Genomic DNA, 25,222 nt, shown 5'->3' on the forward strand with positions numbered 1-25,222 from the left:
CCAACCAGCGCCGGTATGCGGACGACATCTTCGGGTATCAGCCGCGGCTCGTCCGGGGCATAGGCGGCCAGCAGCGCGATGTGGGCCCCGGAGGAGCCGCCCATGACGACCACCCGCCCGGAGTCGATCCCGTACTGCGCCGCGTTCGCCTTGATCCACGCCACCGCGCGGTGGACGTCGCCGACCATGCCGGTGACGTCCGTCTCCGGGCAGCTGCGGTGCGCGGCGTCCATGACGACATGGCCTGGCCGGCAAGCTGGCGAAACAGCGGCCGTGTCAGGACGTCCTTGTCGAAAAAGTGCCAGGAGCCGCCGTAGAGATGGACGATCGCCGTGCCGGAGGACTCGACGCCGACGGGCGGCTGCCAGATGTCGGCCAGGAGTCGACGGTTTGTGCCGGGGATGGTGCAGAACGGCACGTTGCGGGTTAGGCGCGGCTCCGGCACGCGAGGCAATCGCCATGTCAGCCGTCGTCGCAGCATGCGCTGTTCGGCTTCCGGGGGGATGCGGCGTTGCCAGTCCCGCCCGAACGCCCGCGCGAAACCGTTATGGGGCGCGACCGTGCGCTGGATGTAGGTCACGCCGATGCCGGCGCCGAGCGTCCCGGTGATTACCGCGAGCGGGGACCGCTGCTTCATGCCCAGAACGGCGGCAAGCGATCCCAGAAGGACGAGTCCAGGTGTCTGCGCCGTCGCCGTCGACTTCCACATGAACGCTTGGTAGCTGTTGACGGGACGCAGCACTATCGCGCCGAACACCGCCGAGAGCACACCGAGGAATGTGGCGAGGTTCTTCATGGGGTTGTCGTCCCCTTCTCGCGGTACGCACTATCCGACAGTCGCACTTCCGGAAGACCTCCACCAATTCACGGTAGTCCGACTCGGCGCCCTGCTGCACTGTCGAGAAGACGATGCGCTCGGGGTCCGAAAGCCACGGCCCGCGGACGCATCGGTGCGACGGAAAGGCGCCGGACCCTGTCGATTACAGGCTCCGCTGTCCGCCTCTCATGATCTCCAGTACCGGCCGGCGGCCACGAGAGGTGACGAGAGACCGCAGGAGCGAGACCCGGCGCCGCGGAGTCGGCTCGATGTTCGCGCTGGTGGTAGCTGTTCATCGGGTCCTCTTCGTGGTCGGCGCGGGGTACGGGTCAGCTCGCCTCGAGGTGGGTGCGGTCAGGATGCTGTCGTTGACCGCGCCGCCAACGTGGCCTGGTGTTCGTAGTCGTCGATCCACTCGAGCACGGCGTCCGGGCCGTCCACACCGACCCTGATCCCGATCTGGGACGGGTGTCGATGCTCAGATGCACGAACGGTGAGTCCTGCCCCGGCTGGTGGGTGGCGCGCAGGATGCGGCGCATCCTCGGGACGCCAGTCGAGTTGGTCCTCCTCGATGCGCAGCTCGAGCCCGCCCCGGGTGGGGCGAAGCCCCTCCGTGGCGGCCTTGATTTTCGGCACCGAGTGCAGTAAATCTGGTTGAAGGGTGCACGACCGTGGTTATTGCCTCGGCCGACCCAGCTGCCACGATCCGCCATCCCCCTGCCGGCGGTTCGTGGAATCCCGGGTCGACAAGCGACCCGCCCTGGACGCCCCGCCCTCCCCCAGGCGGGGTGTCCAGGACCCCCTCCACCCCCGCCCGACGGCGAAAAAAGAAAGAAGACGGTTCCTCCGATGATCTGCACTCTCGTCCTCCGCCCGGTTGCGCGCGCCCTCGCCGTCACACTGGTCCTCGCCCACACCGTCCTGGCCACCCGGATACCGGAGCTGCCCGACTGGGACAATGCCGGCAACCCAGCCCCTCACTGACACCCCACGCGGCCGGGCCAAGAGACGGCACCCTTACTTCGAACCGAGCTCGACCGACCCTTACTTCGAACCGAGCTCGACCGACCCGACGCCACCTCGCCGTACCTCGGCACTCCGGTCGGTCCTTCACCGGTACGTCATCACCAGCGTCTTTGCTCCCCCGTCGTCTTCTCTACTGTGGACAGCTCGGCGGTGCCGGGTGGGGGGCCGATATCGATCTCAGAACAGCCGTGGTGCCCCGCGCGGTCGTCGTCGACGCACCGGATGCGTCGTCTCCCGCGCCGCACGAGGTCGAGCCGAACGACGCGAACGGCTACCGCGGCGGTGAGGAACTCTCTGTTCACGCCACTCTCCCCGGTGTACATCCGGGTGCGTTCGGTGCGGATGGCTGCACGAGTTCGGCGCGGGTGCGGGCATGCCGCTGTGACCCCGTTCGGTGCATGACTGCCGGGACCTGATTGACCCCGAGCCGGTTCGCCGCAAATGCCGACGCCGCGCCGGCCATGTACAGCCGCCGTACCCGTACCCGTACCCGCCCGGCACTGCTGTGCGCCGCCGCCTCGTCCCAGTTCACCGTCAGGGTGTCGGATGCCGAGGTCCAGCTTGGCGCCGCGACACCGGCGCCCGGTGGTCACACCGTGCGGTGCACCTCGGCAAGGTGGCGCCCGACGAGAGCGGGCAACCCCCAACGATTCAGGACTTTGCCCGGGACGCGCACGAAGGTAGCGATGATGCGTCGTCAGGACACCTGGAGTGCCCGTAGACAGAATCCGTTGTAAGAGAACAATTTTCGGAAGAATATTGACGATTGGGCCGACCGAAAGATGGTTAGTCGACGGTGGACCGACTGGGTGTCATTGTCTTTCGGCCGACCCGCTCACCGCCAACAGTACAGACACTCCGCATGTCGCGCAGTGGTGCCGTCGGAGCACGCCGACTCGCCCACACCAGCGACTCACCGCACGACCGCCCAATCTCATCTGCGATTAATGACAGCCACCCTTGCGGTCTAGCGAAACATCCACCCCCTCAGCAACCGTACCCATATGGCAGCCTCTATGAGTCTCTAGCTGTAGCGCTCGAGAATCTCCAAAGTACGCTCGAGCAACTGATCGGCTTCGGTCTCCACCTCGTCGAGAAGGTCGTCGACAGTTCGCATCCGCTCGTGCGTGTGCCGGCGAGCGGCGATACCTCGTGTGTAGTAGTCGCGCTCCATCTCCATCACCACCGGGGCGGGTGAGGAGTCCGGACCGCCCTCGGCTCCGGTGCCGTCCCGTAGGTCATGTTCGAGCCGGGTGAGGCTCTTGGGCGGGAGGACGTGAAGTGACGCGGTACCGTTCAATCTGGCGCGCACGAGTTGAGCGATCGCAGCTGCAGACAGTGGTTCCGGTACCAGCGGTAGGTACCCCCACCGATCGATCGGTGTGAACAGCGGCCCATCTCGTCTGCTTCCCGGCAGGATCGGCTCACCGTTATATGTCTCTTCCCTGCCGTCGACACGGGACAGATGCCGAGCGAGCAATCTCGTGCTGGGATGGCGATCGGTGAAGTCGAGAATCTGGGCCCATTGCCCGTAAGCCCGCACCGGACACACCGACCGATCCGAACTCGGACGGAACCGGACCTGATGGGTCCCACCGATGAACAACTCACCGGCATCGACCTCGATGTCGCTGCGGCGCAGACGACCCACCGCGTCGAATGGCAACCCCGCGTACACCGTGAACACCAGCAGGGCAGCATCACGCCGCCCGAACAACCCATGCGGCCATCCCACCGTAGGAATCTGTCGCAGTACCTGCTCGGCGATGTTGCGACGATGCGCCAATCGGTCGGCGCGGCGCATGTTGAGCTGGGTCCGGAGGGCGGTGACTCGTCCGGGGGCTGCGACACCGGCCCGGTCGTGGAAGTAGTTGATCGCGGAGACACGGCAGATCTGGGTGTGGGGCGCAGCGGGATTCTCGTGCAGGAACTGGGCGAGTGCCATGGGCTCGGCCGGCAGGGATTCCAGATCAGCGGCGGCGCACCAGTCTTCGAAGAGCGACCAGTCGTACCGATAACGTGTCGGGACGTGTGCGGCGCGGCGGCCACCGTTCGACGAGGGCATCGAGTCACAGGCCGATCTCGGCGGCGACGCTGGCCGCCCCCGGCGTCCGGGCGGGGAGATAGGTGCTGAGCATAGCTGTGCTGACATGCCCTGTGTGCTGCATGATCGCGTGAACGTCGGTGCCGTTGCGCAGGGCCTGGGCGATGAATCCTGCGCGCAGGCTGTGTCCGCCGAGTTGGGCGACGATGTCGTTGTCGTAGCCGGCGTCGTGGGCGCGTCGGCGGATCATGGCATGGATTGCTGATCCGGAGAGGGCAGTGGTTGTCAGGTTGCCGTTCTTGCGGATCGGGCGGAAGAGCGGGGCGTCGGGGTGGGGTGGTTTCCGCAGCGGGCCGTGGCAGATGTGTGCGTCGAATGGTGTCGGGTGACGGAGCAGGCGGATCACTCCCGGCCGTCCTGTGGTGTCCCATGCGTTTATCACCTGGAGCCACCGTGTGTACGCGCACGGCGGACAGGTCCAGTGGCTTTGTGTGGGGGGTAGGAGCACGGTTGGTGTGCTGTCGTCGTGCGCTCCGGTCGAATGTTTGACGGGGATTCGGAGTCCGCCGGCGGGATCGGCGGTGACGTCGCCGATACGCAGGGTCTCCAGGTCGGAGCGGCGGAGGGCACCGGCAAACCCGGTCAGCAGCACCGCGCTGTCGCGGCGCTCAGCCACGTGGGAGGCCCAGCCGGTGCAGGCGTTGCGAGTGACGGCGAGGATGGTGGTGAGATCTTCTACGAGAAGAGGCGCGGTTCGGCGGGGAGGTTGGGCGGACGAGGGCGTCGGGTGGCTGCGGATGGTGGCCAAGGCGGTCTTAACGCGGGGGTCCGTTCCGGGCGGGGCGTATCCGGCGCTGCGGTGACGCTGGTTGATGGCGGCGATCCATCGGGTCAAGGTGGCGTGGGAATACGGTCGTCCTTGTCTTGTGGCGCCGTGGGTGGCCGTGTCGGCCAGGTAGGCAGCGATCGTGTCCGGCTCGGCAGGGAGGGCGCGACGGTGGTTGTGGTGGCACCATCGTTCGAATCGATCCCAGTCCGCGGAGTAGGCACGTCGGGTGTTGCTGGCCTGGGGTGCGGAGGGCGGATGAAATTCCAGCGGGCGGGTGGAGGGCGGTGTGCTGTGGTCGCCCGGCGTAGAGGATTCGAGCGAGGACATCGCAGTCTCCTCTCGGCAGATGGATCAGTTGCCGCGCGAAGACTATCGCATTCGTCTGCGACAACCATGCCCCCTCACAGCAAGTGGCGAGTCCGGCTTTGGCACCGCGGGCAAGTCCTCCCCCGGGGTCGACGCGACTGGGGAGGGGACGTCGGTGCAACCATCGCAATACGTTCAACAATCGCGGGTTCGAGAGCCCGAACCGTACAGGTGTATGCGTCGACTGGGAGACCATGCGCATTTCGGGAGCTGTCGGTTCCGGCGATCGCAGGAACCGAGGGCCACTGTCGACTCATGCCGATATGACGCCGTTGGAACACGGTGTTCGCGGTCGACAGGTCCGGCTCTCTACTGTCGTGATTTCGTAGAGAACAAGTTCATTGTCGCTGCCCAGTGCCGGTAGGCCCCGCCGGCGACACGTTCGAAAGCAGTCACCCAGTCCAGTCTGCGGTCTCCTCTCGTCGGAAACGCCCCGTACGTTCGCCTCAGAATCCATGGCGGCTTCCTGGACGCAGGTGCGCGTCTCCAGTGCAGCTCCTCCAGCCACCACCGCCAGACCACTCGTTCGTGCTGGTAGGAGGTCCACCGGTGGGCCAGGATCCCGGCTACACCCAGGATTTCCGCAGTTCGTGTAAACAGTCGCCGGGAGGCACGAGCACGGAGGCAGTCGAGCGATCCCGTCGCCAGACCCGCACGGCGGAGCCGGCGTAGGCAACGCAGGGTCTGGGTAGCTGAGGTGTGGAGCAGAGTGGCGAGGGCGGCGGCGGGGATGCCGGGGTGCAGGAGGAGTTGCAGGTGGGCCTCCCGGGTGAGGGAGCCGAGGGAGGGGGCGGACCAGAGGTCGGCCCGGGCGTGGCTGAGGCGGAGGCGGAGGAGCTCGAGTGCACGCCTGGGGCCCGAAGGGGGCGTAGTCACTTGTGTCCCAGAAATGAACTGAGGTACCGCGACACTGTAGCTTGCTGCCTTTGGCCCCGCCGCTTCCTGCACGCGAACCACCCATCCCGCGGTGACCAGCTGGGCCAGATACCGGCAGACCGTGCTCCGGTGGCTGCCGATACGGTCTGCCCACCGCCGCACATCGAGCGCCACGGTGCGGGCGCCGACATCGAACATGAGGGCAACGAGACCGTCGAAGACCAGTCGCCGGGTTGCAGCATCCGTGCCTCCGCGGAAGAACTCGGCACGATCGGCGGCCTCGACGACTTCCAGGAGCGCCCGCCGGGTGCGGGCGAAAGGCCTCTGGGCCCCTACGCTGTCCGGAGCGTGAGACGACCCCGTTTTCGAGAGGGGATGCGCGCGTACATAGTCGGCGGCATGTGCCACCTGCCGGGCGAGATAGGTGTGACGACGTGGCCGGGGCAGGAATCCGACCGGTGTGCGGACCGTTCGGAAGTGCTCGAGGCCGGGTAGCGCCTCGGTGAAGGCGGCATGTGCGATATCTGCCGACGTCCAGCCGGACCCGATCATGCCCGCAAGGATGCGCGCCGCCACAAAGCTGCGGTCTACATGAGAGGGCAGGGGCTCGGCCAATAATCGAGCGATTTGCGGGGACACCGGGCGCCTCGTCAGGGGGAGACCATCCAGTCCCCTCCCCCACAGGTCCTTTGCTACTACTGTTCCGTGGTGGAACGTCGGAGCCGTGTGCTGGATGCGTGACGGATTGAGCGGCCGCCGTCGTCTGCGCGCGGTTGCGGAAGCTTCTTCGGGAGTCGGCAACATGGCCCGCAGGTCCTCGAGCATGCGGGTCTGGTGCAAGGAAGGGATTCCCCGGTCGGCGACGCGCACCGCGGCGAGCGCATCGGCGCTGGCCAGCACGCGGGAACGGGCCTGCGTGGCCTTGCCGTGCCGAGAGCCGGGTGCGCGCACGCATCCTGTCCGGGGGTTGAGCAACGGACTGATGTCCAGCGAAGGAAACGCCGTGCGAGCACTTCGGGCGATATCGGCTACCAGGCTGGGTGACGCCGCTTTGCCGAGTCGGATCCAGATATGGCGGCCACCGTTGTCGGTTCCGGAGGAGGCGCAGACCAGGTGCGGGATACCGAGGTAGGCGAGCAAGGCGGCGAAGGCAGCGGCGTGCCCGGGGGCGTCACCGCGTGCGATATCGAAGTCGAACGCCAGGAGTCGGAACTGTCCCTGGGCGTCGGCCAGCGGCAGCGCGAACGGACACTCGGGGGCACGTTCGGAAAGAACACGTGACTCGGAGTACCGGTGAGTGCGGTCCGGATCGAGCCGGGCCGGCCCGGGGGCCCACCGCCGTACCACGGCATAAATCTGGTGGTGGAGATCGGTGTTTTCCCAGCTGGAAGCGTTGTCCGATTCCGGCGGGATGATGGTGCCGAGGGGTCTGGTCACCGGTGTGACACCGGCCGGTTCCCCATTGTTATGTGACGTACGCGCAGCGCAGGTCGACAGGACAGCGGGCATGCCTGTAACCTGGCAATCGGTTCTCAACAAACCGAAGCCTCTCTCGTGTGGTTGCGAGAGTCGGTTCGAGGGATTCGGGGTGGTACCCGAAGGGATTGTGTGAGCACGCAGTGCGCTGGACGTCAGTCCGGCAATGAGTTGCCCCACCAAGCGGATGGTGGGGCACTCGCCTTTTCTGGGGTGGTTAAGCCCAATCGGGGATGGTTAGGTCCCGATGAACTGACGACCATGTCCGGGGTGGTCTTCCCGGAGGTCGGCAACGGCGTGTGCGTTCCTCGAATGAGTCTTGCAACGGTATGAAGATGTCGTAAGGCAGGCGCAGTCCTGCCGCCGCATCAGCTCGCCATCGTCAAGCTCCTTCCCTCGGTCGTGCTCAGTGCCGCCTGACGCATGTACGTCAGCGCGGAGTCGAACTCGTCCATGTGGCCGAAACCAACGGCCGCGAGCGCGCCCAGCAAGGCAACTCGATTGGTCGAGTAATCGTCGACCAGTTGGTCGATCGTGCTGCGGTAAGCCACCGGGAGCCGGGTCCACACCTTGCGGCGCTCGGCGCCGTCCTCGATGCCCAGTTCCTCGGCCAGACCTCCCGAGGAGTCGACGATCGTGTCGAGCTCGTAGGCCTGAAAACCTGCAGGGAGCAGGTCCAGATGGCGCAGTCCGATGGTGATGGCCACCCCCAGGACGTCGCTGGCCGTCTCGTTCGTCGAGTTCTTGATGGCCGAGAGACGGTCGAGGTTGCGCTTCCACAACGTCGTCACAACCGGCTCGCGGTGACCCAAGGACGGGCGGCCGGCACCCGAGGTGCGGCGCGCGCGACGGCGGACATCGGGCATCAAGGCGGGATGTGACATGCCTACTCGCCTTTCCTTCCGGTGGAGCTACAACGGTCCGACGAGGCTGAGCGTACATCCTCTCGGAATTTCAGCAATCCCAACACGCGGATCCATCTCAGATTGCTGAAATAACCATAGGCCAACAACCGCGAGATGCACGGAGACGCGCCGAGGAGCAGATCGTAACTCGAGAACTCTCGAGAGGGACACCCGTGGCTCGAGGTGAGTCTCGAGGCGGATGGTTCGAACCCCGCTCGCCTGCCGCCCTCGGCACGCGGGCGGCGATAGCGCCCCACCCTACTGGGTGGACACCTCGAACATAAGCAAGGGCACCGGGTCGCCACCGCATCGACCCCATCCCGGAGCTCGCCGGCCGCCGCATAAGTTTGGTCTACGACATCAAATAAAGAAAACGATTATCGTTAGTGCATTGGCGTCGCACCTGGAGGGAGACCGCCATCCCCGGGCGCCGGACTGTTGAAGCCGAACGCAATTCTGTCCGCCGTTGCGCTGCGCAGTGGCTTTCGCGGGGAAGCCGAGGCCGGGACCGAAGTCCGGCCTCGCCCGAACTCGAGAGAAACTTCGCGGCCTCGAGTGGGCACTCCCCTGGTGGGCCATCCAAGGCCTGTCGAATGTGCCGGCCGACGCCCCCGCTTCGGCAACCCAGAGCCCCGGACGTTCACCTCGGCCGCGGAAGTCGCAACGCTCCATATCGTGCGGATCGACCACGATTGTCCCGGACCAAATTCACAAGCCCATCCCGGTCCCGATGTGGGACCGCACCCGGGTGCGCCACGTCGGTGGGGGGTTTCCCTCTGCGCAGATCGTCCGCGCTCCAGCGAGCGGTGCGGAGCCGGCGCAGTGCTGCTCCTGCTTCGAGGACGAAAGAGTCTGTCGCGGTGAGGTTATCGATTGTGCAGGGCACTGCGGGAATCGCTGTTACTGCGGTTGCGGGCACTCACAGACTCAAGTACAGGCGAAGCGCTTGTTCGACAAGGGCGCTGCGACTGCCGGCACCCCACTCATCTGCCAGTCGATCCAAAACCTTTGCATCCGAAGCAATTACTCCCGCCAGCGGAACTCGGGCTTGTGGCTCACTGTGTCGGCGCCGGCGCGCGCCGGCCGCCTGCTTCCGCTGGAAGAGTCCCCCGGACGATCCAGTCGCCGCACGCCAATGTGCTTCCAGCTCAACGGCATGAAGCTCGATCGCGTCGAGAACAACCTGCCCATAGGAACGCGCAGTAGTTGGGTTGCTGGCCCGCTCACGCAAGGTCAGCGCACGAAGTGCGTCGTACACGGAAGGCGACAACGAGACCTCCGGCGGCGCGGTGCGCGACACCGGCGCCGCACCACCTTCGCGAGGGCGTGAACGTTTGCGTGGCTCCGCTCCCCGCCCCTTGTCGGCGCTATGATCATCCTCCGCCGTGCGCTCGTCCTTGAGCGGCTCGGCGACTGCCTGGAGATGCCGGAACTCCTGCGCCCGCTGCTCCGGGTCAGCCTCTGCGACAGACGGCTCCATCGCCGAACGCGTCTGCTCCGGCGCCGGTTGCTGCGGAGGAGGGCTCTGCGGCTTCACCGTATTGAGCGAGGGAAGCAGGTCGTCCAGATCACCCAGGGCGGCCGGATCGAACGCCGCTCTGCGGCGTCGAGAACTCACGCCACACCACCTGCGACGCGTCCACTCTCCGCCGCCGCCAAACGACCGAGAACCTCCCGGGTCAGTGCCTGGTAGTCACCGGCCAAGCCCGACGGATCCCGGGACCACAGGCGCTCCCCCAGGTTCGCCTTCTGACGCAGCCGCTGAAGCCGGTGCTTCTGATGCGTGTCGGCAACCTCCACCAACTCGGAGGGGGTGAGATGGCGAGTGCGCAGATCGACTGCAGCCGCCCGGTCCGAGCGGATGAATGTCTCGAACGGCGAAGCACCGCTGCCCTCGAGAAGCTCCCCGACCTGCTCGAACACTTCCCGGTTTCTCGTGGTCGCGCGGGGATTGGCATCGAAGAGCACAACGCCCAAGAGTTGGATCAACGATCCGTTCTGCCGCGCGCGGAGGTACCGGGCAGCCAAGAGCTCGACGCCGGACAAACTTGCGTCGTCGTCCTTGGTCGGGACGAGGAGATAACGCGCAGTCCCGAGAAGAGCGTCGAGCAAGGGTGCATCGCCCGGACCCGAGTCGATCAGGACCAGGTCGTAGCGCTCGGTTTCACACAGGTCCCCGAGAGTGGTGATCAAGTTGGCCCGAAGATCCGTGCCCGATTGGGCGGCGGTGGCGGCGACTGCCCCGACTACGGCCAGTGCCGGTCCTCCAGCAATCAGATCCAGATTCGGACGCACGTCGCGCTGCGGTTCGAGCGGGTGGGCGTACTGCAGCGCCATGCTCAGACCTCGCCCCCGATCGCCATCGACGCCGAGATCGGACGAAGTCACGTTGGCCTGCTGGTCCGCATCCACCACAAGAACACGCCGGCCTGCCGCCGCGACCATCCCCGCGACGGCCGCGACGATCGAGCTCTTACCGACCCCGCCCTTTTGGTTGGCGACGAGGACGGTCCGAGCGGGCTGCTGCATGTTCACCCGGGTGAATGTACAGGCATCCGGCCGGACGACTGGGCATCGACACGCCCGTGAATGCGGCCGCTTGTACGGACCGTGACATGGGCGCTTGCACGACCGTGGATACCGCCGGACGTACGTCCATCAGCAAGGCCATCTATGAGGCCATAGAAATGGACAGTTCAATGCTCGGCTGTGTTGCCATACATATGGCAGTAGAGAAGGCCATCTAAAAGGCCATAAAGAAAGTCAGAAGGACGGCGACCCATACGGCCTATCGAAGGTCCATGTAGAAGGCCGGTAAGAAGACCCGTAAGAGGGGCATGCGTATGGCCGTTGCACAGCACGGACGCATGGCCATAAGTACGGACTTGTAAAGCACCATACGATAAAACATAAATAACACCATACGTACATCCATATAAGGTCCCGGTAGATACCCACATCGATAGCCATAACAAGATACATACAGAGAACCGTATTTAACCCCATACATACTCCCACATGTGTTTTCCCAGTTCACGGGCCAGATATACGTCCTGACCGAGCTGGCGAACCGAGCCAAGATGTCAACAAGATTCGAGCATCCGGCGACCGGAAGAGTGCGGGTGCGGACCCCCATGCTTGCTGCCTGGGGTGAGGTCCGAGGACACGGCCGATCGCAACCGCTAACAGGGCACGGGAAGCGGAAGAGGGAGGTTCACAACCTGCCGCGACAAGAGTCGGGATCGAATAGTCGAGCGACAGACTCGGGGGACGACTGTGGCCTCGCGGAACCCGCCCCTGCAGTCCGTTCCGACAACGCCGACGTTACGCGAGTGGACGGCTGTCGAGCGCTCTGACGGTGTCGAGGTGTTGCGGTTCGGTCGTGAACCAGGCCTTCGTGTTGTGCACTTCGGCGATCCGCAAGTGCCGCGCAAGCCGGTGACCTTCCCTTCTGCGGACACCACTCGGATCCCGGCGTAGACCCATGCGAACTTCCATACGAGGACCCATATATAGCGCCATACAGAAGGCCATAACTACGGCGCTCCACATGGCGCTGATAAGACCTGCCCTACGACCCGACCAGGGACCTCACATGCGTGGTGCGTGGCGGGAAGGCGCCCGGAGGGGAGTGCGAATGGCGACGGCCGTGGTCCCCGGCGCGCCGAGGTTGAAGCAGCGACGGCCTGTCGCGCCGAAGCGGCGCAATGGCGCTCAGATGACGGGATGCTCATTCCTGAACCGGCGCGGCTATCCCATCCGGGCTGAGCTATGGAGCGATCCCACGGCCGTCTTCCCGACCCCGACCTTCCCGCCGGGCACGACGTGAGCGGCGGGAAGCCGAACAATCAGCTGACCTGGCCGGATGCGGGGAGGGGAACCGATGGGACGCCGGAGAGTCGGCAGGGATCCGCCTGCAGCGGGAGACCCGCAGGAGGTCATCGCCCCGGAAAGGCCAACTGCGTTCGGGTTGGGTGAAGATAACACCAAGAAAAATATGTTAAAACGATGATAAGAAAATTATCACAATAAAACTCGGAAAGATGCAGTTCAACGGGTTGGTCCCCCTCCTTGGTCATCGGACCGCGCACGCCCCGTCTCGCGGTGGTGGCAGGGCTTATCATCCGGAGTAGCGCTCTGATCAATCTCTGTCTGCACCGGGAAACCCGGACCATCCTGGGCGGACAGTCGGGTTCACGCCACGTTCGAAGTAGACGATCACCATCAGCGCATGTCCTGGCTCGAATAGCCCCCCGCGTCAGGACTTGTCTCCGTAGCGCAGCGCTTTGCGCAGCGTCCGCACCGCACTCTCCGATGATCCTCAGCAGAACTTCAGCTGGAGAGGTGCCTACCTGGGCCGAGTTCGTGCCGCGCGGCACCGGAGCGATCTTCTTCGCGCTGAGCGGTGCCGTCGTTCGCGGACGATCAGGTCGATCTACCGTCTCGGCCCACCGAAAGCACACCCGAAACGAACCCTGCAGCTGAACAGCGGCACCAGCCGATCGATTGCGCGCATCCTGGGGCACATCTTCTTGGGGCAAGGGCTGCGTAAGGGACGCACGCGTCGCCCCCAGTCGAGTTCTCGCCGGTCTGCCGTTTTCGGGATCTGGGCGCATTGTCCGCGAAGCGGTATATCCTTTGCCGTGGCAAGTCGTGTGTGATTCAAGCTGGGATCCGGAGGGGTATTGATTGTGACCGCGGCGCATCTCCCCTCTGATCTGGCGGCCTACAACGACGCCGCCCGCATGAGCCAAGCCGAGCTGGTGACGGCGCTGCAACAGTTGCTCGGCGCCAAGCTGGTCGCGTACCTGGGCGGGGTCAAAGAGACCAGGGCCGTTCGGCAATGGGCAGCGGGAACCCGCACCATCGGGAACGACACCGACCTCCACCGCGTACGCCTGGCCTACCGCATCGCGCGACTGATCACCGCAGGCGACACCCCCGCCGTGGCGCAGGTCTGGTTCGAAAGCTTGAATCCCATCCTCGACGACCGCTCTCCGGCGCTTCTGCTCCGAGAAGGGGAGCTGGCCGAGATCGGCCCCCACGTGTTGTCCGCCGCCCGCGAGTTCGCCGCCGCCCGATGACTCGAGGGATTCCCGCCTCCACCTTGCCGGTAGGGACACCCACTACGAACGGTGAACAGTGATGGCATCGACCAGGAAAGGCCAGCGCATGGGTGGGGGAGAGCAGTTCGCACTGTTCGACGTGGAGCGGCCGGCCGAGCCGGAAACCAATGCCCGGGTCGAGGCCGCCTCCGTACTGCAGCCCGAGGCCTCCGCGGAGGCGGTGGACATCGTGGAGGCGGTCCCGCCGTCCGACACGCCACCTTCAGAGCCCCAGCTTGAAGCTCCGAGTACTCCGGAGCCGGGCCCGTCCGGGTGGGAGAGCCTGCCGGCCGGGGAAGACGCCGACGGACACGCCATCGTCATCACCGCCGCAGCCTCCTACACCCCGTCCGGGCGGGTGCTTACAGGATCCGTTGACTCGATCGACAAACTCGATCAGCTCGTTCGCTGGGCTGCGTTGACCCCCCTCGGCTCCCCGGCTCAGGTCTGGCTCGTCGGCGTCGACGCGTGCGCACAGCTCGGCTGGATCATCGACCCGGGCAGCGAGGACGACGTCGACGACCTCGAAGCGCTGCGCGTGCGCGCCGCCGACGAATTGCGTCAGGTCATTTCCGCCACCTTGCCGCCGTTGATCGCACAAGGCTGGGAGTTGCGGGGCGACCCTGGGCACGTGGTGCACCTGTCCCGCGCGATCGGTAAGGCCACCCAGATGGTGGACCTCGTTCTCGAGCCCTATGTATGGACCTACTGGAACAAGGACTTCGGCTGGGGTAACCGCGTCGGCGACATGGGCATTCTCGGCTCACCCACTGCCGGAACATACCTACCCGACGACGACTTGCCCGCCGCGCGCGAACTCGGTCGTCGCCTCGCGTGGTGCGCCAAGCACCTCGGTGTCCTGCCGGGCCCTACCCCGGCTCGCACCGGGGCCGCGGTCGTCGACAAGATCCGCCGCGAACGGACCCGTACGGGAAAGGGCATTCTCGTCACCACGGCCGGGCCCGTGCCACCATTGGACGGGCCGCCGCGCGGTGATCTCGAACCGGCGGCCGGTTGGGCCCGCGTCCCCGACGCCGAAGATCTGGACCATGCCCGTCGACTGGTGACGCTCGATCAGCGCGCCGCGTACCTGGCCTCTGCGGGCATGCTGAGTTTCGGGTACGGGCGACCGCGCCGCGTGGTGGGCGATGCCGCCGTGGAGGAGGCGTCTCGCACCAAGCCGGCCTTCGGGTTGTGGCGTGTGACCTTGCCCGCGGCGGGGCAGTACTCGTTGCCGGAGAAGTTGCCGCTGCCGCATCCGGTGATGCAGTTCGATGCTCCGGTACGAACCTGGGTGACCACCGTGAGCCTCGAAGGGTTGTGCGCACCGGTCGCGGACGGGGGGATGGGGGTGGACGTCGACGATCTCGAGGTCACCGAAGCGTGGATTTATCCCGAGCAGGGCAGGGCGTTGGACAAGTGGGCGTCGATCCTGCGCGCTGCTCGTGGTGTCGCGGTCGAGACCGACGATGTGGCGATGAAGCGATTCGTCGGTGCCTGCTACAAGGGGTACATCGGGCGGATGGTGAATCCGGAAATGTGGACTGCGACTCGGATGCAGCATCACCATCAGCCGTTGTGGCGAGCGGCGATCATTGCACATTGCCGTTGGCGGGGCCGTCGGGTGGCGATGCGCATCGCGCGTGAGACCGGTCGGTGGCCGATCCGCACCATGACGGATTCGTGGGTGTATCTGCTGGGGGAGGCGGACGACGTCGCGGATGACAGCCCGGCGTTGGGCAAGATGGTGGTCGAGAAGCACGCCCGGCTCTCCGACGATCTGCTTGCAGTGTTCGCGGCTGCGCAGGACACCCATGAGGTCAAGCTCGCTATCGATGCGGCCTACGGTGCCTGCGGCGAGGAGGACGCGTAGATGGATCGGTGTGGGTTGGTGTGGCGGCACGGTGTGACCGCCGTCGGGTTGTATGGGCGGCACGCCATGGCAGGTCGTCGGGTCGGTGGGGGAGGGGACGAGTAGGTGGCGCTACATCTGCCGAAAAAGCGCTCGAAGTCGGTGCCGCAGACAGCGGTGGGTCTTGACGGTATGCACGTGAAGGTGGCGGCCGCGGCGACGGCGGGTGTAGCCAAGTCGCAGCAGACCAGTCGAGGCCTGGCCGGGCTCACGACGACGGTGTCGGTGGGGCAGTTGCGTACCGAGATCGGGCGGGAGGGGTTGCGGCAGGCCGCCGTCGACGCCGGACGCAGGGCGCCGTCGGACCGCACCTTGCGCCGCTGGGTGCAGCAAGGACGCATTCCGCACGCCGATGTCGCCGAGCTGGCTCAGCGGCGCGCGGCGATCGAGCGACTCGGTGGGGTGGCGGTGGTGGCGCAGCGGATCGGCCGTACCGCGTCGGCGGTGTCGCGATACCGGTCGGGTAAGACCAATGAGCTGCGCAACGACGCAGCCAGCAAGCTGCGGGCGGTCAAGGCTCAGGACACGATGCAGCGGGCCGGGGTGCTGCGTCCGGACGGCACGCCGAAGCGGGCCACGATCCGGGTCAAGGGCCGGGTGGGGGTGCGCAACGGTTCCGAGGCCGGCTACGACTTCCGCACCCGCACGTTGGACTTTGCCAACTCCGATATCCCGTTCACGGTGGAGGAATCGCAGGCGTTGGCGGCGGCACTGGCGAATGATGATCACGGCCGGGTGGTGGCGATCCTCGAGCGTCATGCCACGCTGGAGTACCCGGAGAACAAGGGTTTCGACGTCTACAGCGACGAGTTCGGATTCCACTTCGAAGCGATCGAGGACATCCAGATCGATTGGGCGTAGAGGGGGTCTCGAGGGCGGTATCGGTCTCGGTGCGCTCACTGTTCGGCGAGTTCTCTGCGGAGGTTGGCGCATTCGAGATGCCAGCCGAGGGGAGTGCGTCGTCCTGATGCCGGTCGCTTTACCGCGGTAAAGCGCGGTGGTGGCGGCTCGAGAATTCGCTCCTCCCCGGGAGGTGGCCGTGGTGGTTGCGGTTTACCGCGGTAAACCGCAACCACGACACGGGTGTCCACGAATGAAGGGGGATCGACCGCTTGTCGGCCTATGGCGGGGCAAGGGGGTGTGCGTCACCGCTCAGACCGACGCCGTCTGCGCGGGAATGTCGGGACCCAGACCGGTCCGCAGCCGCGCCGCGGCGCAAATGATCATGACCGGACGGGCCACGCGGACGCGCGGATGGTCGCTCTCTGCAAGTCGCCACCAGGTCGACCTGCCCGGCTACGCCTTCACCGAACTCGGACAGTGAGCCCGCCGTATGCCGCGGTGAATTCGGGCGGTTCGGCCGGTCTGTATCCGTGACACCACCCCCGTCCGCACGGGTCGGGCAGAGGAGAAGCGAGGATTGTCATGGGCAAGGTCACGGTCACCGAGTTCGTCTCGGCGGACGGCGTCATGGAGAACCCCGCGTGGACGTTCCCGTACTGGAACGACACGATCGCCGCGTTCAAGGACGCCGAACTGAGCGAGGCGGACGCGTTGCTTCTCGGCCGCACCACCTACCAGGAGTTCGCCGCCGTCTGGCCCGATCACCCCGGGGAGGACGACGCCTCCAAGGCGCAGATGAACGACATCCCCAAGTTCGTGGCCACGACCTCGCTCACCGAACTGGAATGGAACGCCACCCGGATCGAGGGGGACGTCGCGCAGGGGGTTCGCGCCCTCAAGGCCGAGAAGAACCTACTGGTCATGGGAAGCGGCAGCTTTGTGGGATTCCTGCGCCGCCACTCTCTCGTCGACGAATACCGGCTTGTCGTCTACCCCGTGCTGGTCGGTTCGGGCCGGCGCCTGTTCGACCCCGCTGAGGTGCAGGCGACCCTGGACCTCCGCGACTGCAAGGTGCTCGACAACGGTGTCCTGCTGCTCGATTACACCGTGGTGTCCGACGCCGTAACCCTTCCGGACTTCGGCTGAGGCCCATCCCCGGCTCAGGCCCGGCCGACCGCCACCTCAACTCGGCGACGGTGTTCCGGAACGGTCCGTCGAGCAGCCCTGTATACGGCTGGGACGGCGAACGAACCGTCGCGTCGGTCCATGGGTTCGAGAACCATCGATGACCCCGGGGGGCCGCAGCGACGACATCGGCCGCGCACGGCTGCCCCGGGTGGGGTGAGGCGTCAGGCTCGGGGTCACCAGTCGAGTGCTGTACAGGACTCGTCTCCGACCACCCATGCGTCGTGGGCCGGTCCTACCGCGAACGGTCCTCGGGTCCGGCCTCGACCTCTGGGTCCTTCCGGCTTCGTGCTCGCATTCGGCCATTGAGCACGTAGCCGTAGTGGTGCTGCGAACCCGGCTGGTCCCGGCGCCGACGTGCGTGGACCACCGCCGGCCCGGGCGACAGACGCCATGACCGAGGGTGATCCGCTCGGGGATGTCGGGCACGGCGCGCATGCGTCCATCCGCGAAAGTCATGGTTCGCCCGGTCTGATCGCCTCGCGCGCAAGTCCGTCCCACGGCTCCGGCAGGGAAGCGATGCTAGGCAGCCTGGAGTTCGGATGTCCTTCGTCCAGGTGCGAACCCTCGGTTTCCACCCCAGGGAGGGGATGGGGCGGGGTACAGGAACTCCGGTTCGGTGAGGCCCTTTGCCGCCCGGTACGTCGTATCGACTCGGCGCGAGGTGACGACGGTTGCGGAGAGACCAGCCGCTACGGTGACGTGCCGAAACGGAACGTACCTGTGAACCGTTCGGAACGAGGGTGTTCTGGATCGGCCCGGGTTCCTCCGTCTTGTGATGGCGCGGTGGCATATAGCCTCGCGATTGACGGCAGGGAATGGACTGGAGATCAATTAGTCACGTGACAGGTCCGACCGGGCAGGGGGGAGGAATCAGGGTGCCGCTCGATGTCGCCGTCCCCTTGGCTTCGGGTGCCGATTAGCCCGTCGCAGTTCTTGCCGCTGCTCGGAAACCAGCTCACGACGAAGGGTGCTGGTTTACCGCGGTAAACCAGCACCCTTCGTGGGAATCGGTGCTCGATCGGAGGCGCCGGGAGAGCCGGCGCCGGGATTATGTGTGCGCAGTGAGTGCGCCGATCAAGGCCAGCAGTCCCTCCTCGTTGAGATAGTCACGCAGAGCATCGGCGAGAGTGGGAGGGTCGGCATCGAGTCGACGGAAGGCGCGCACCACCTTGGCGGCATCCGCCCGAGGACGTTGGTTCACCGGCGGGCTGCTGTCGTCGGCGCTGTCCTTGTCGACCGTTTCGATCTGCTGCTGAGCCTGCCAGGTATCGACCTGCTGTTCGAGGGGGACTCGCGCAAGCGATCGAGCGAGTCGGACGGCGAGTTCCCCGCGACGCAGGGCGGTTTGGAGCTCGGGAGCGAGTTTGAGCAAAGCCCGGCGTTGGGAGACCCAGCCTTCGGTCTTGCCGAGCCGGGCGGCGGCAGCATCGGCGCGGCCGCATTCGGCCACGAGCAGTTCGACGGCCTTGGCTTCCTCGATGACGTCGAAGTCGCGGCGGCCGATGTTCTCGGTCACTGCCGCCGCCAGCAGGGTGGCACGGTCGCGGGCGACCTCGTCCTTGACCACGATGTCCAGGCCGGTTCGACCGAACTTCGAGGCGGCGGCGTAGCGGCGGCAACCGTTGATCACCACCCAGCGGGCTTCGGCGAGTTCGGTCTCGTCCTGGGGGTACAGCTGCAGGTATGCCTGCCGGGTGACCACCAGCACCGGCTGCAGCTGTGTTGCGGCGATGGAGGCGAGATCGGACAGGTCCCCGAGGTCGTCGCGGGGGTTGCGCGGGTTGGCCACCAGGTCGGTCAGCGACGCGGTGGTCGGTGCGGTGCGGCCGAGGTGGTGGCGGTCGACGGGGGAGTGTTCCCCGACGGCGGCGGCCAGCGAGGCGAGAGAGGTGCGGGTTCCGCGGGCCATGGCTTATCGGCCTCCGTCGATGCGCAGCTCGAGGGCCAGGCGGTAGAAGTCCTCGCGGGCCTGCAACGCGACCCGGTTGGCCGGATATTCGGTGACCACCAGTCCGTCCGCGCTGGCTCGGGCGTGCAGCTTGTAGTGCCGGATCACTGTGTTCGCCAACGGCCACTTGTTGGCCCGGACGAAGTCCTTGGTTTCCTCGAGATCCCTTGTGCCATCGCGAGGATCCCAGTTGTTGATCACCACTGTGTGCGCGATGCCGCGGGGTTCGAGCACCTTGCGGATGGTGCGGGCGGTCGGGTCGAACGACAGCGGTTCGGTTTCCATCGGCACGATGACGTGGTCGGCCACCTCGAGCACGGCGCGCAGCGCCTCGGCGGCCGGACCCCGGCCGAGGGGATCGGAGTCGTCGTCGGCGCCGGCCAGGTCTATCCAGCCGGGGGTGTCGACGTAGACGTGCCGGATGCCGGGCAGTTCGTTCAGTCGGCGCAGGCCGGTGATGTCGTCGTGAGCTTGGACGACGTGGAACGGCAGGTCGTCGATGCGGTCGGCCCACCAGATCGCCGAGCCCTGGGGGTCGACCGAAACCGCGGCGACGGGAGAGGTGGCGTCGGGGTCGTCGCCGGTACCCAATACGTCGGCGGTGACGGCGGCAAGGTTGACGGCGATGGTGGACTTGCCGACGCCGCCCTTCTGATTGAGAACAGCATGAACTGTCATGCGCGATGCGCCTTTCCGTGTGCTTCACCCACCACGGTGGTGGGCTACTTCGGACCGAGAGCACCCTACGGCAGGCGGGCGTCCCCGGGCACAGCGACACGCGGCATCCGGTCGGCGCATCCGCTTTACCGCGGTAAAGCGGACGCAGTCCCTGGGGCCGCCGGTGCGGACGGGGCTGCCTCGCTGGTGACCGTCAAAGCCTCGCTGAGGTGGCGGTGCAGAGGGGATTACCGCGGTAAACAAAGGGCCGAGGGTTCCGGCTCCAGAAACGACCTCCGGGTTCGAACCTCACGCAAGAGTCTCTGCTGGCGTGTATGGATCCTCCGTGCTCCGTGCTCCGTGCTCCGTGCTCCGTGCTCGCCGAACCACCGTTCCTTCGGTAGCGCACGGCAGGTCCGGCTCGCGCACGTGCACCGAACCCGGGTCTCACAGCCACGACAAAGCTCCGCTGGACAGGCCCCGCGGTCACCTGCCCAGGGACGACGGCCCTCGGTGCTCGCTCCCTTGCCGGGCCGGCATCTTCCTGATTGCGGACCTCTTGCGATCCCGGAAATGCCTCGAATGCGACAAGACACCCCTGGTTGGGGGTCGTGGGCGGATAATGAGTTGGGAGTCAAGGAGTGAGGTCATGACCGGCCGGCCGCGGCGTCGCCCACGGCGACGCCAGGATGTGGAGATCCTCGCTCCAGATTTCAGTAGCGACGAGGTTGAAACCCTACTGCGGCAGGCACTGCGCAGGGCGTGGGCCGAGGGATACCACGCATCGAATGTCGATGCCTGTTTCAATGCCGAGTTCGGAACCGATCGCCGTAGCGTCAATCCCTACGACGAGCCCGCCGACCAGTCGGATCAGCGCGACACCGGCTGACGGGATGGCGGCGCAGGGCCTGGGCTGCTCGGTTGTGCAGCGGCGGGGCCAATCATCTGCTCGAACTCGACCACGATCCGATCGGCGAGGGTGCTGCTCCTCCCCAGCCAGCCCGCGCCCAGTTTCTCGGGTGACGCTTCCGGTCCGTCCCGCCCCGGGGCCAGCAACGTTCGCTTCGATCGTGCGGTACCGAACGGGATCCGAGCCGTTCTTCGAAGTGGCGGTCCGACCGTTCCACTGCCTCTCGTGCCCCGGATTCTCCGCCTGAACCCGTGTCACCTCACTACGCGGTGTCGGGGTCGCGGGGCGCACCGTCGTCGGCGCCGTCCTCGGCAGGATGCAGGGTGAGTTCGAGCAGGGTTGCATCCACTGCGGAGGCGAGTTCGTCATCGGTGGGGACGAGTGCGCGGACCGGGTCGGGCAGGGTGTCGTAGGTGTAGTTCGCCACCGCCAACGGCGCAGTGGTACCGGCGAGGGAATACCGGACGACGTTGTCGTTGCGGCCCGCACACAGCAGAATCCCGATGGTCGGGGCGTGCCGCTCCGGCATCCGCAGATTCTCGTCGATCCAGGACACGTAGAAGCCGAGCTTGCCGGCGTACTCGGGTTCGAACCGCCCGACCTTGAGCTCAACGACGACGAACCGGGACTGGGTCCAGTTGAAGAACAGCAGATCGATGTAGAAGTCGTCGCCGTCGACACTGAAGTGGTACTGGCGGCCCACGAAGGCGAAGCCGTGCCCGAGCTCGAGCAAGAACTTCTCGAGCCGGGCCATCAGCGCCGTTTCCAATTCGCGTTCGGCGGCTCGTTCGCTCAGGTCGAGGAAGTCGAAGACGTACGGGTCACGGACGAGCTGCTGCGCCAGGTCCGACTCCTGCGGGGGCAGATGATCGGGAAAGTTCGACGGCGCCGCCCCGATCCTCCGGTGCAGCTGCCCGGTGATCTGGTGAGCAAGCACGTGGCGCGACCAGCCGTGTTCGGCGGCCCGGGTGGCGTACCAGTCGCGCTCGTCCTGGTCGTCGAGCTTGTCCAGCAGCACCGTGATGTGTCCCCACGGCAATCGTCCAACAGGTTGTTGGACGATTGCGGACCGAGGCCACAGCAGGGCCATCTGCCGCATGTAGAACAGGTTGCTGCGCGAAAGGCCGCGCATCTGGGGAAAGGCCGACCGCAGGTCCGAGGCGAGGCGGTCGATGACTTTGGTTCCCCACCCTTGGGTCTGCTGTCGCTCCGCAATGGCCCGACCCAGGTCCCAATACAGCAACAGCAGTTCGGTGTTGACCACCCGGGTTGCGCGGAGCCGCGCGTGGCGCACCTGACTCTTGAGCTGATCGAGAAACTCAAGATAGTCGTCGGGTAGTGCGGCGGCAGGCTCGGTCACCGCCTCATCGTGCACCGAGCCAACGACACTGTTCCACTCGACCCACGCCCCTTGAGACCCGCGCTCAGGCGCTGTCAACGCGGAGCTCTCCGACAGACCCGTGCTACCGGGCGCAGTCCCTGCCTGCGGGTCCGCGCCGCCGCTGAGATGCTCGACGAACTGTCGGAAACGATATGGCACCGGCTCTGTCATGGCGACGACATGACGGGCCATTGTGTTCGAGACCGGGCGGGAGTAGATCTTCACAGGTCGGGACCGAACAGCAGCCGGGCGGAGATGGGGGACGAAGAGGTCTGGTGCCCACGTGCCGTGGGGGCGTCGTGGTGCAGGGGGCGGAGGTGGCGGGGGATGACCTGCGAGGGAGCGCTGGCACCGTCGATGACGGATACAGAAGAATGCGCGCAAGCCGCTGTACTCGAACCGTCAGAACAGCCTGACGAGAGGATCAGGGGGTTATTCGCTCGCTCCTTAAGGGGACTGTCGGGGGTGTCTGGCACGCGACCTCCGGAATCCGGCGGTACTACCAGGGGAGGGGGCGGGGTGCCGGCCTACGGTGCGAGAGCCGTCGGGGATGGGCGTGGTGCCGGAGTCCTCGGCCGCTCTCGTTGGGCGCAGCGCCGAGCCGATGCGGGTGCTGGCCACCGCGGCCGCGGTGGGGTTGGTAACGGCGCCGCATTCCCCGCACGCAAGGACCGCCGTGCTTGCGGCATCCCCGATCGCGTCGTCCGGTTGTCCGCCGGTCCCGAAGACACCGTGGACCTGCTCGCCGACTTCGAACAGGAACTGAGAAAGCCTTGGCAGGAAAGGAAGTCGAAGAGATGGCGCCGCTATGGCCGAGCCGACGGAACACTAGACTGTCGTAGGAGCGGTGCCCGGCACGGAAAACCCCAAAGTCTTCCGCAACGTGGTACCCGGGTATTCGGTGCGGAACAGATCGCGCTGCTGCAGTTCCGGGATGACGAGGTCGACGAAGTCGTCGAGCGACCCGGGGTAGGCCGGGCACATCAGGTTGAATCCGTCGCAGGCGCCGGCGACGAACCATTCTTCGATCCGGTCGGCGATCGCTTCGGGCGTGCCGATCATGGTGGCGTGCCCGCCGCCGGCCGCGAGGTAGCCGAGCAGATCGCGCAGGGTGGGCCGTCGGGTCTCGATGATCCGCTGCACCGTGGTGTAGCGGCCCTGGGGGCCGGTGAACTGCTCGACGGGTGGCAGGTCCGCCACTGGCGCGTCGAGGGGGTGGCGCGTGTAGTCCTGGCCGGTGAACACGCCGAGCTGGGCGAGCGCCGCGTCGGTGTCGAGTAGCGCGTCGAGTTCCGTCTTCTTCGCCCACGCTTCGTGCTCGGTGCGACCGACGTAGGTGACCAAGCCTGGCAGGATCGCCACCGAACCCGGCGCCCGTCCCACCGCGGTGATGCGGGCACGCAGGTCGGTGGCGTAGTCCAGCGCCGCGGGCAGGTCCCATGCCACCGAGTACACCGCGTCTGCATACCGGGCTGCGAGAGTGCGTCCCGTCTCGGACGCTCCCGCCTGGAACAGCACCGGCCGGCCTTGCGGGCAGCGCGGCACGGTCAGCGGCCCGTCCACCCGGAAGTGGGTGCCGCGGTGGGCGATGCGGCGAACGGCGCCGGGGTCGAGGAACCGTCCTGCTGCCCGGTCGATGGCGAGGGCGCCCTCGTCCCAGGAGTCCCACAGGGCGGTGAGGACGTCGATGAACTCTTCGGCGCGACTGTAGCGCTCGGCGTGCGGTGGCAGCCCGTCGAAGCCGTGGTTGCGGGCCTCGTCGTCGAACATCGAGGTCACGATGTTCGCTCCGACGCGTCCGCCGCTGATGTGGTCCAGCGAGGCGAGCATGCGCGCGGCGTGGAACGGCGTGTAGAAGCTCGACGATACGGTGGTGACCAGGCCGATCCGGGTGGTGGCGCGCGCCATGGCGGCCAGCGCGGTGAGCGGTTCGAGGAACCAGGTGGTTCCGGCCGTGTAGGTCGGGTTGATGCTGTGGCCGTCGGCGAAGAACACCGCGTCGAGGCATCCGCGCTCGGCGGTGCGGGCGAGTTCCTCGAAGTAGGTGATGTCGCCGATCCGTTCGGCCGGCGAGTCGGGGTGCCGCCAGGCGGCCGAGTGGTGGCCGACGCCGTAGAGGAAGGCATTGAGGTGAAGGGTGCGGGGCGCCGGCATCAGTTCATTACCAGTCCGCCGTCGACCACCAGGTTTTGTCCGGTGACGGCTCGCGACCAGTCGGCGGCGAAGAACAGGACGGCGGCGGCGAAGTCCGCGGGGGTGGTGACCGTGCGCAGCGGGGTGGAGGAGGCGATCAGGTCGAACACGGCGGTGGGGGTGGCGGCCGAGGCGTCGGTGGTGCGCAGCAGCCCACCGGAGACCATGTTGACGCGGATGCCGTCGGGCCCGAGATCTGCCGCGAAGGTGCGGGTGAGCGAGAGCAGTGCGGCCTTGGCCGCGGTGTAGTCGTGGTAGGGCACCACCGGGTTCTGGAACAGGTTGGTGCCGATGTTGATGATGCTGCCCCCGCCGGCCTTGCGCATGCCGGGCAGTGCCGCCTGGATCGTGTTGATCGCGCCGCCGACGATGCCGTCGAGTTGGGCTGCGAAGTCGCGGTAGCCGATCTCGTCGGCCTTGGCACGCGCATCGCCGTTGAAGGAGAAGTCGGGCAGCGCGTTGTTGACCACCGTGGTGATCGGCCGGCCGAAGTGCTGGCGGGCCTGGGTGACCAGTGCGTCGATCTGGGTTCGGTCGGTCACGTCGGCTTCGAGGGCGATCGCGCGGTCCGAGCCGATCTTCTCGGCGAGGGCGTGTGCGGCGTCGCGGCTGTGCCGGTAGTTGGCGACGACGGCGGCGCCTTCGTTCGCGAACGCGTGGGCGATGTGGTGGCCGAGACCGCGTCCGGCGCCCGTGACGAGCACGACCTGGTTCTGCAGTGACATCTTCTGGTGCCTTCCCTTTGT

18 protein-coding genes and 1 pseudogene are annotated in these 25,222 nt (G+C 66.5%); 6 read left to right on the forward strand and 13 right to left on the reverse strand.

The genetic code is table 11. The features are described from left to right. Positions 1-37 precede the first annotated feature (37 nt). Positions 38-796, reverse strand: coding sequence for a hypothetical protein (locus HFP48_RS31890; protein WP_246872632.1), 759 nt, complete (start codon positions 794-796; stop codon positions 38-40). Between the two features lie 870 nt (positions 797-1,666). Here HFP48_RS31890 and HFP48_RS32155 point away from each other — a divergent pair. Next, positions 1,667-1,801: a hypothetical protein gene (locus HFP48_RS32155; RefSeq protein WP_282597488.1), complete on the forward strand. Its 135-nt coding sequence runs from the start codon at positions 1,667-1,669 to the stop codon at positions 1,799-1,801. A 340-nt stretch (positions 1,802-2,141) separates the two neighbouring features. Here HFP48_RS32155 and HFP48_RS31895 read toward each other — a convergent pair. The 7 genes and pseudogenes from HFP48_RS31895 to HFP48_RS29780 form a co-directional block, all read right to left on the reverse strand. Then, positions 2,142-2,372 (reverse strand): annotated as a pseudogene (locus HFP48_RS31895) (SAM-dependent methyltransferase); the annotation flags it as partial. A gap of 495 nt (positions 2,373-2,867) precedes the next feature. Continuing rightward, positions 2,868-3,908, reverse strand: coding sequence for a hypothetical protein (locus HFP48_RS29755; RefSeq protein WP_246872633.1), 1,041 nt, complete (start codon positions 3,906-3,908; stop codon positions 2,868-2,870). 4 nt (positions 3,909-3,912) lie between these two features. Next, positions 3,913-5,043, reverse strand: a complete 1,131-nt coding sequence (locus HFP48_RS29760; RefSeq protein WP_168580930.1) for an integrase — start codon at positions 5,041-5,043, stop codon at positions 3,913-3,915. Between the two features lie 348 nt (positions 5,044-5,391). Then, positions 5,392-7,395 (reverse strand): helix-turn-helix domain-containing protein, encoded by a 2,004-nt coding sequence (locus HFP48_RS29765; RefSeq protein ID WP_168580931.1) that lies wholly within the window; start codon positions 7,393-7,395, stop codon positions 5,392-5,394. A gap of 407 nt (positions 7,396-7,802) precedes the next feature. Continuing rightward, positions 7,803-8,318, reverse strand: a complete 516-nt coding sequence (locus HFP48_RS29770) for a serine/threonine protein kinase (RefSeq protein WP_246872634.1) — start codon at positions 8,316-8,318, stop codon at positions 7,803-7,805. Positions 8,319-9,258: 940 nt separating this feature from the next. Next, complete coding sequence (locus tag HFP48_RS29775) at positions 9,259-9,957, reverse strand: hypothetical protein (RefSeq protein WP_168580932.1); 699 nt, start codon at positions 9,955-9,957, stop codon at positions 9,259-9,261. Continuing rightward, positions 9,954-10,874, reverse strand: coding sequence for a ParA family protein (locus tag HFP48_RS29780; protein WP_006946761.1), 921 nt, complete (start codon positions 10,872-10,874; stop codon positions 9,954-9,956). The genes HFP48_RS29775 and HFP48_RS29780 overlap by 4 nt, the downstream gene beginning before the upstream one ends. A gap of 2,156 nt (positions 10,875-13,030) precedes the next feature. On the opposite strand from HFP48_RS29780, the gene HFP48_RS29785 reads away from it, so the two are divergent. The 4 genes from HFP48_RS29785 to HFP48_RS29800 all read left to right on the forward strand — a co-directional run bounded on the left by HFP48_RS29785 (position 13,031) and on the right by HFP48_RS29800 (position 17,345). After that, the gene (locus HFP48_RS29785; RefSeq protein ID WP_168580933.1) at positions 13,031-13,423 is read left to right on the forward strand and encodes a hypothetical protein; all 393 of its coding nucleotides are present in this window, start codon (positions 13,031-13,033) and stop codon (positions 13,421-13,423) included. A 61-nt stretch (positions 13,424-13,484) separates the two neighbouring features. Beyond that, on the forward strand, positions 13,485-15,317 hold the full coding sequence (locus HFP48_RS29790) for a hypothetical protein (protein ID WP_246872636.1): 1,833 nt from the start codon (positions 13,485-13,487) through the stop codon (positions 15,315-15,317). A 105-nt stretch (positions 15,318-15,422) separates the two neighbouring features. Continuing rightward, positions 15,423-16,217, forward strand: coding sequence for a hypothetical protein (locus HFP48_RS29795; RefSeq protein WP_168580934.1), 795 nt, complete (start codon positions 15,423-15,425; stop codon positions 16,215-16,217). 564 nt (positions 16,218-16,781) lie between these two features. Continuing rightward, on the forward strand, positions 16,782-17,345 hold the full coding sequence (locus HFP48_RS29800) for a dihydrofolate reductase family protein (RefSeq protein WP_006946769.1): 564 nt from the start codon (positions 16,782-16,784) through the stop codon (positions 17,343-17,345). A 1,090-nt stretch (positions 17,346-18,435) separates the two neighbouring features. Here the strand turns inward: HFP48_RS29800 and HFP48_RS29805 are convergent. Further along, on the reverse strand, positions 18,436-19,296 hold the full coding sequence (locus HFP48_RS29805) for a ParB N-terminal domain-containing protein (RefSeq protein WP_168580935.1): 861 nt from the start codon (positions 19,294-19,296) through the stop codon (positions 18,436-18,438). 3 nt (positions 19,297-19,299) lie between these two features. After that, the gene (locus HFP48_RS29810) at positions 19,300-20,013 is read right to left on the reverse strand and encodes a ParA family protein (protein WP_168580936.1); all 714 of its coding nucleotides are present in this window, start codon (positions 20,011-20,013) and stop codon (positions 19,300-19,302) included. A gap of 628 nt (positions 20,014-20,641) precedes the next feature. Here HFP48_RS29810 and HFP48_RS29815 point away from each other — a divergent pair. Beyond that, positions 20,642-20,881 carry a hypothetical protein gene (locus HFP48_RS29815; RefSeq protein WP_006946781.1) on the forward strand — a complete coding sequence of 80 codons (240 nt, stop codon included), beginning with the start codon at positions 20,642-20,644 and terminating at the stop codon, positions 20,879-20,881. 283 nt (positions 20,882-21,164) lie between these two features. Here HFP48_RS29815 and HFP48_RS29820 read toward each other — a convergent pair whose 3' ends face one another. The 3 genes from HFP48_RS29820 to HFP48_RS29830 form a co-directional block, all read right to left on the reverse strand. Then, on the reverse strand, positions 21,165-22,262 hold the full coding sequence (locus tag HFP48_RS29820) for a PDDEXK nuclease domain-containing protein (protein WP_168580937.1): 1,098 nt from the start codon (positions 22,260-22,262) through the stop codon (positions 21,165-21,167). Positions 22,263-23,111: 849 nt separating this feature from the next. After that, complete coding sequence (locus tag HFP48_RS29825; RefSeq protein WP_168580938.1) at positions 23,112-24,437, reverse strand: LLM class flavin-dependent oxidoreductase; 1,326 nt, start codon at positions 24,435-24,437, stop codon at positions 23,112-23,114. After that, entirely contained in the window at positions 24,437-25,201 is a 765-nt protein-coding gene (locus tag HFP48_RS29830; RefSeq protein WP_168580939.1) for a 3-oxoacyl-ACP reductase, read from the reverse strand. Before HFP48_RS29830 ends, HFP48_RS29825 begins: the two co-directional genes overlap by 1 nt. Positions 25,202-25,222: the final 21 nt, after the last annotated feature.

The sequence above is a fragment of the Rhodococcus sp. DMU1 genome, from assembly GCF_012272955.1.
GTDB classification, from domain to species: domain Bacteria; phylum Actinomycetota; class Actinomycetes; order Mycobacteriales; family Mycobacteriaceae; genus Rhodococcus; species Rhodococcus aetherivorans.

Bases quoted from the DNA above. Each gene is read 5' to 3' on its own strand.
- HFP48_RS29825 (WP_168580938.1), bottom strand. From the start codon at position 24,437: ATGCCGGCGCCCCGCACCCTTCACCTCAATGCCTTCCTCTACGGCGTC.
- HFP48_RS32155 (WP_282597488.1), top strand. From the start codon at position 1,667: ATGATCTGCACTCTCGTCCTCCGCCCGGTTGCGCGCGCCCTCGCCGTC.
- HFP48_RS29790 (WP_246872636.1), top strand. From the start codon at position 13,485: ATGGCATCGACCAGGAAAGGCCAGCGCATGGGTGGGGGAGAGCAGTTC.
- HFP48_RS29805 (WP_168580935.1), bottom strand. From the start codon at position 19,296: ATGGCCCGCGGAACCCGCACCTCTCTCGCCTCGCTGGCCGCCGCCGTC.
- HFP48_RS31890 (WP_246872632.1), bottom strand. From the start codon at position 796: ATGAAGAACCTCGCCACATTCCTCGGTGTGCTCTCGGCGGTGTTCGGC.
- HFP48_RS29830 (WP_168580939.1), bottom strand. From the start codon at position 25,201: ATGTCACTGCAGAACCAGGTCGTGCTCGTCACGGGCGCCGGACGCGGT.
- HFP48_RS29810 (WP_168580936.1), bottom strand. From the start codon at position 20,013: ATGACAGTTCATGCTGTTCTCAATCAGAAGGGCGGCGTCGGCAAGTCC.
- HFP48_RS29760 (WP_168580930.1), bottom strand. From the start codon at position 5,043: ATGTCCTCGCTCGAATCCTCTACGCCGGGCGACCACAGCACACCGCCC.
- HFP48_RS29770 (WP_246872634.1), bottom strand. From the start codon at position 8,318: ATGTCACATCCCGCCTTGATGCCCGATGTCCGCCGTCGCGCGCGCCGC.
- HFP48_RS29755 (WP_246872633.1), bottom strand. From the start codon at position 3,908: ATGCCCTCGTCGAACGGTGGCCGCCGCGCCGCACACGTCCCGACACGT.
- HFP48_RS29815 (WP_006946781.1), top strand. From the start codon at position 20,642: ATGACCGGCCGGCCGCGGCGTCGCCCACGGCGACGCCAGGATGTGGAG.
- HFP48_RS29800 (WP_006946769.1), top strand. From the start codon at position 16,782: ATGGGCAAGGTCACGGTCACCGAGTTCGTCTCGGCGGACGGCGTCATG.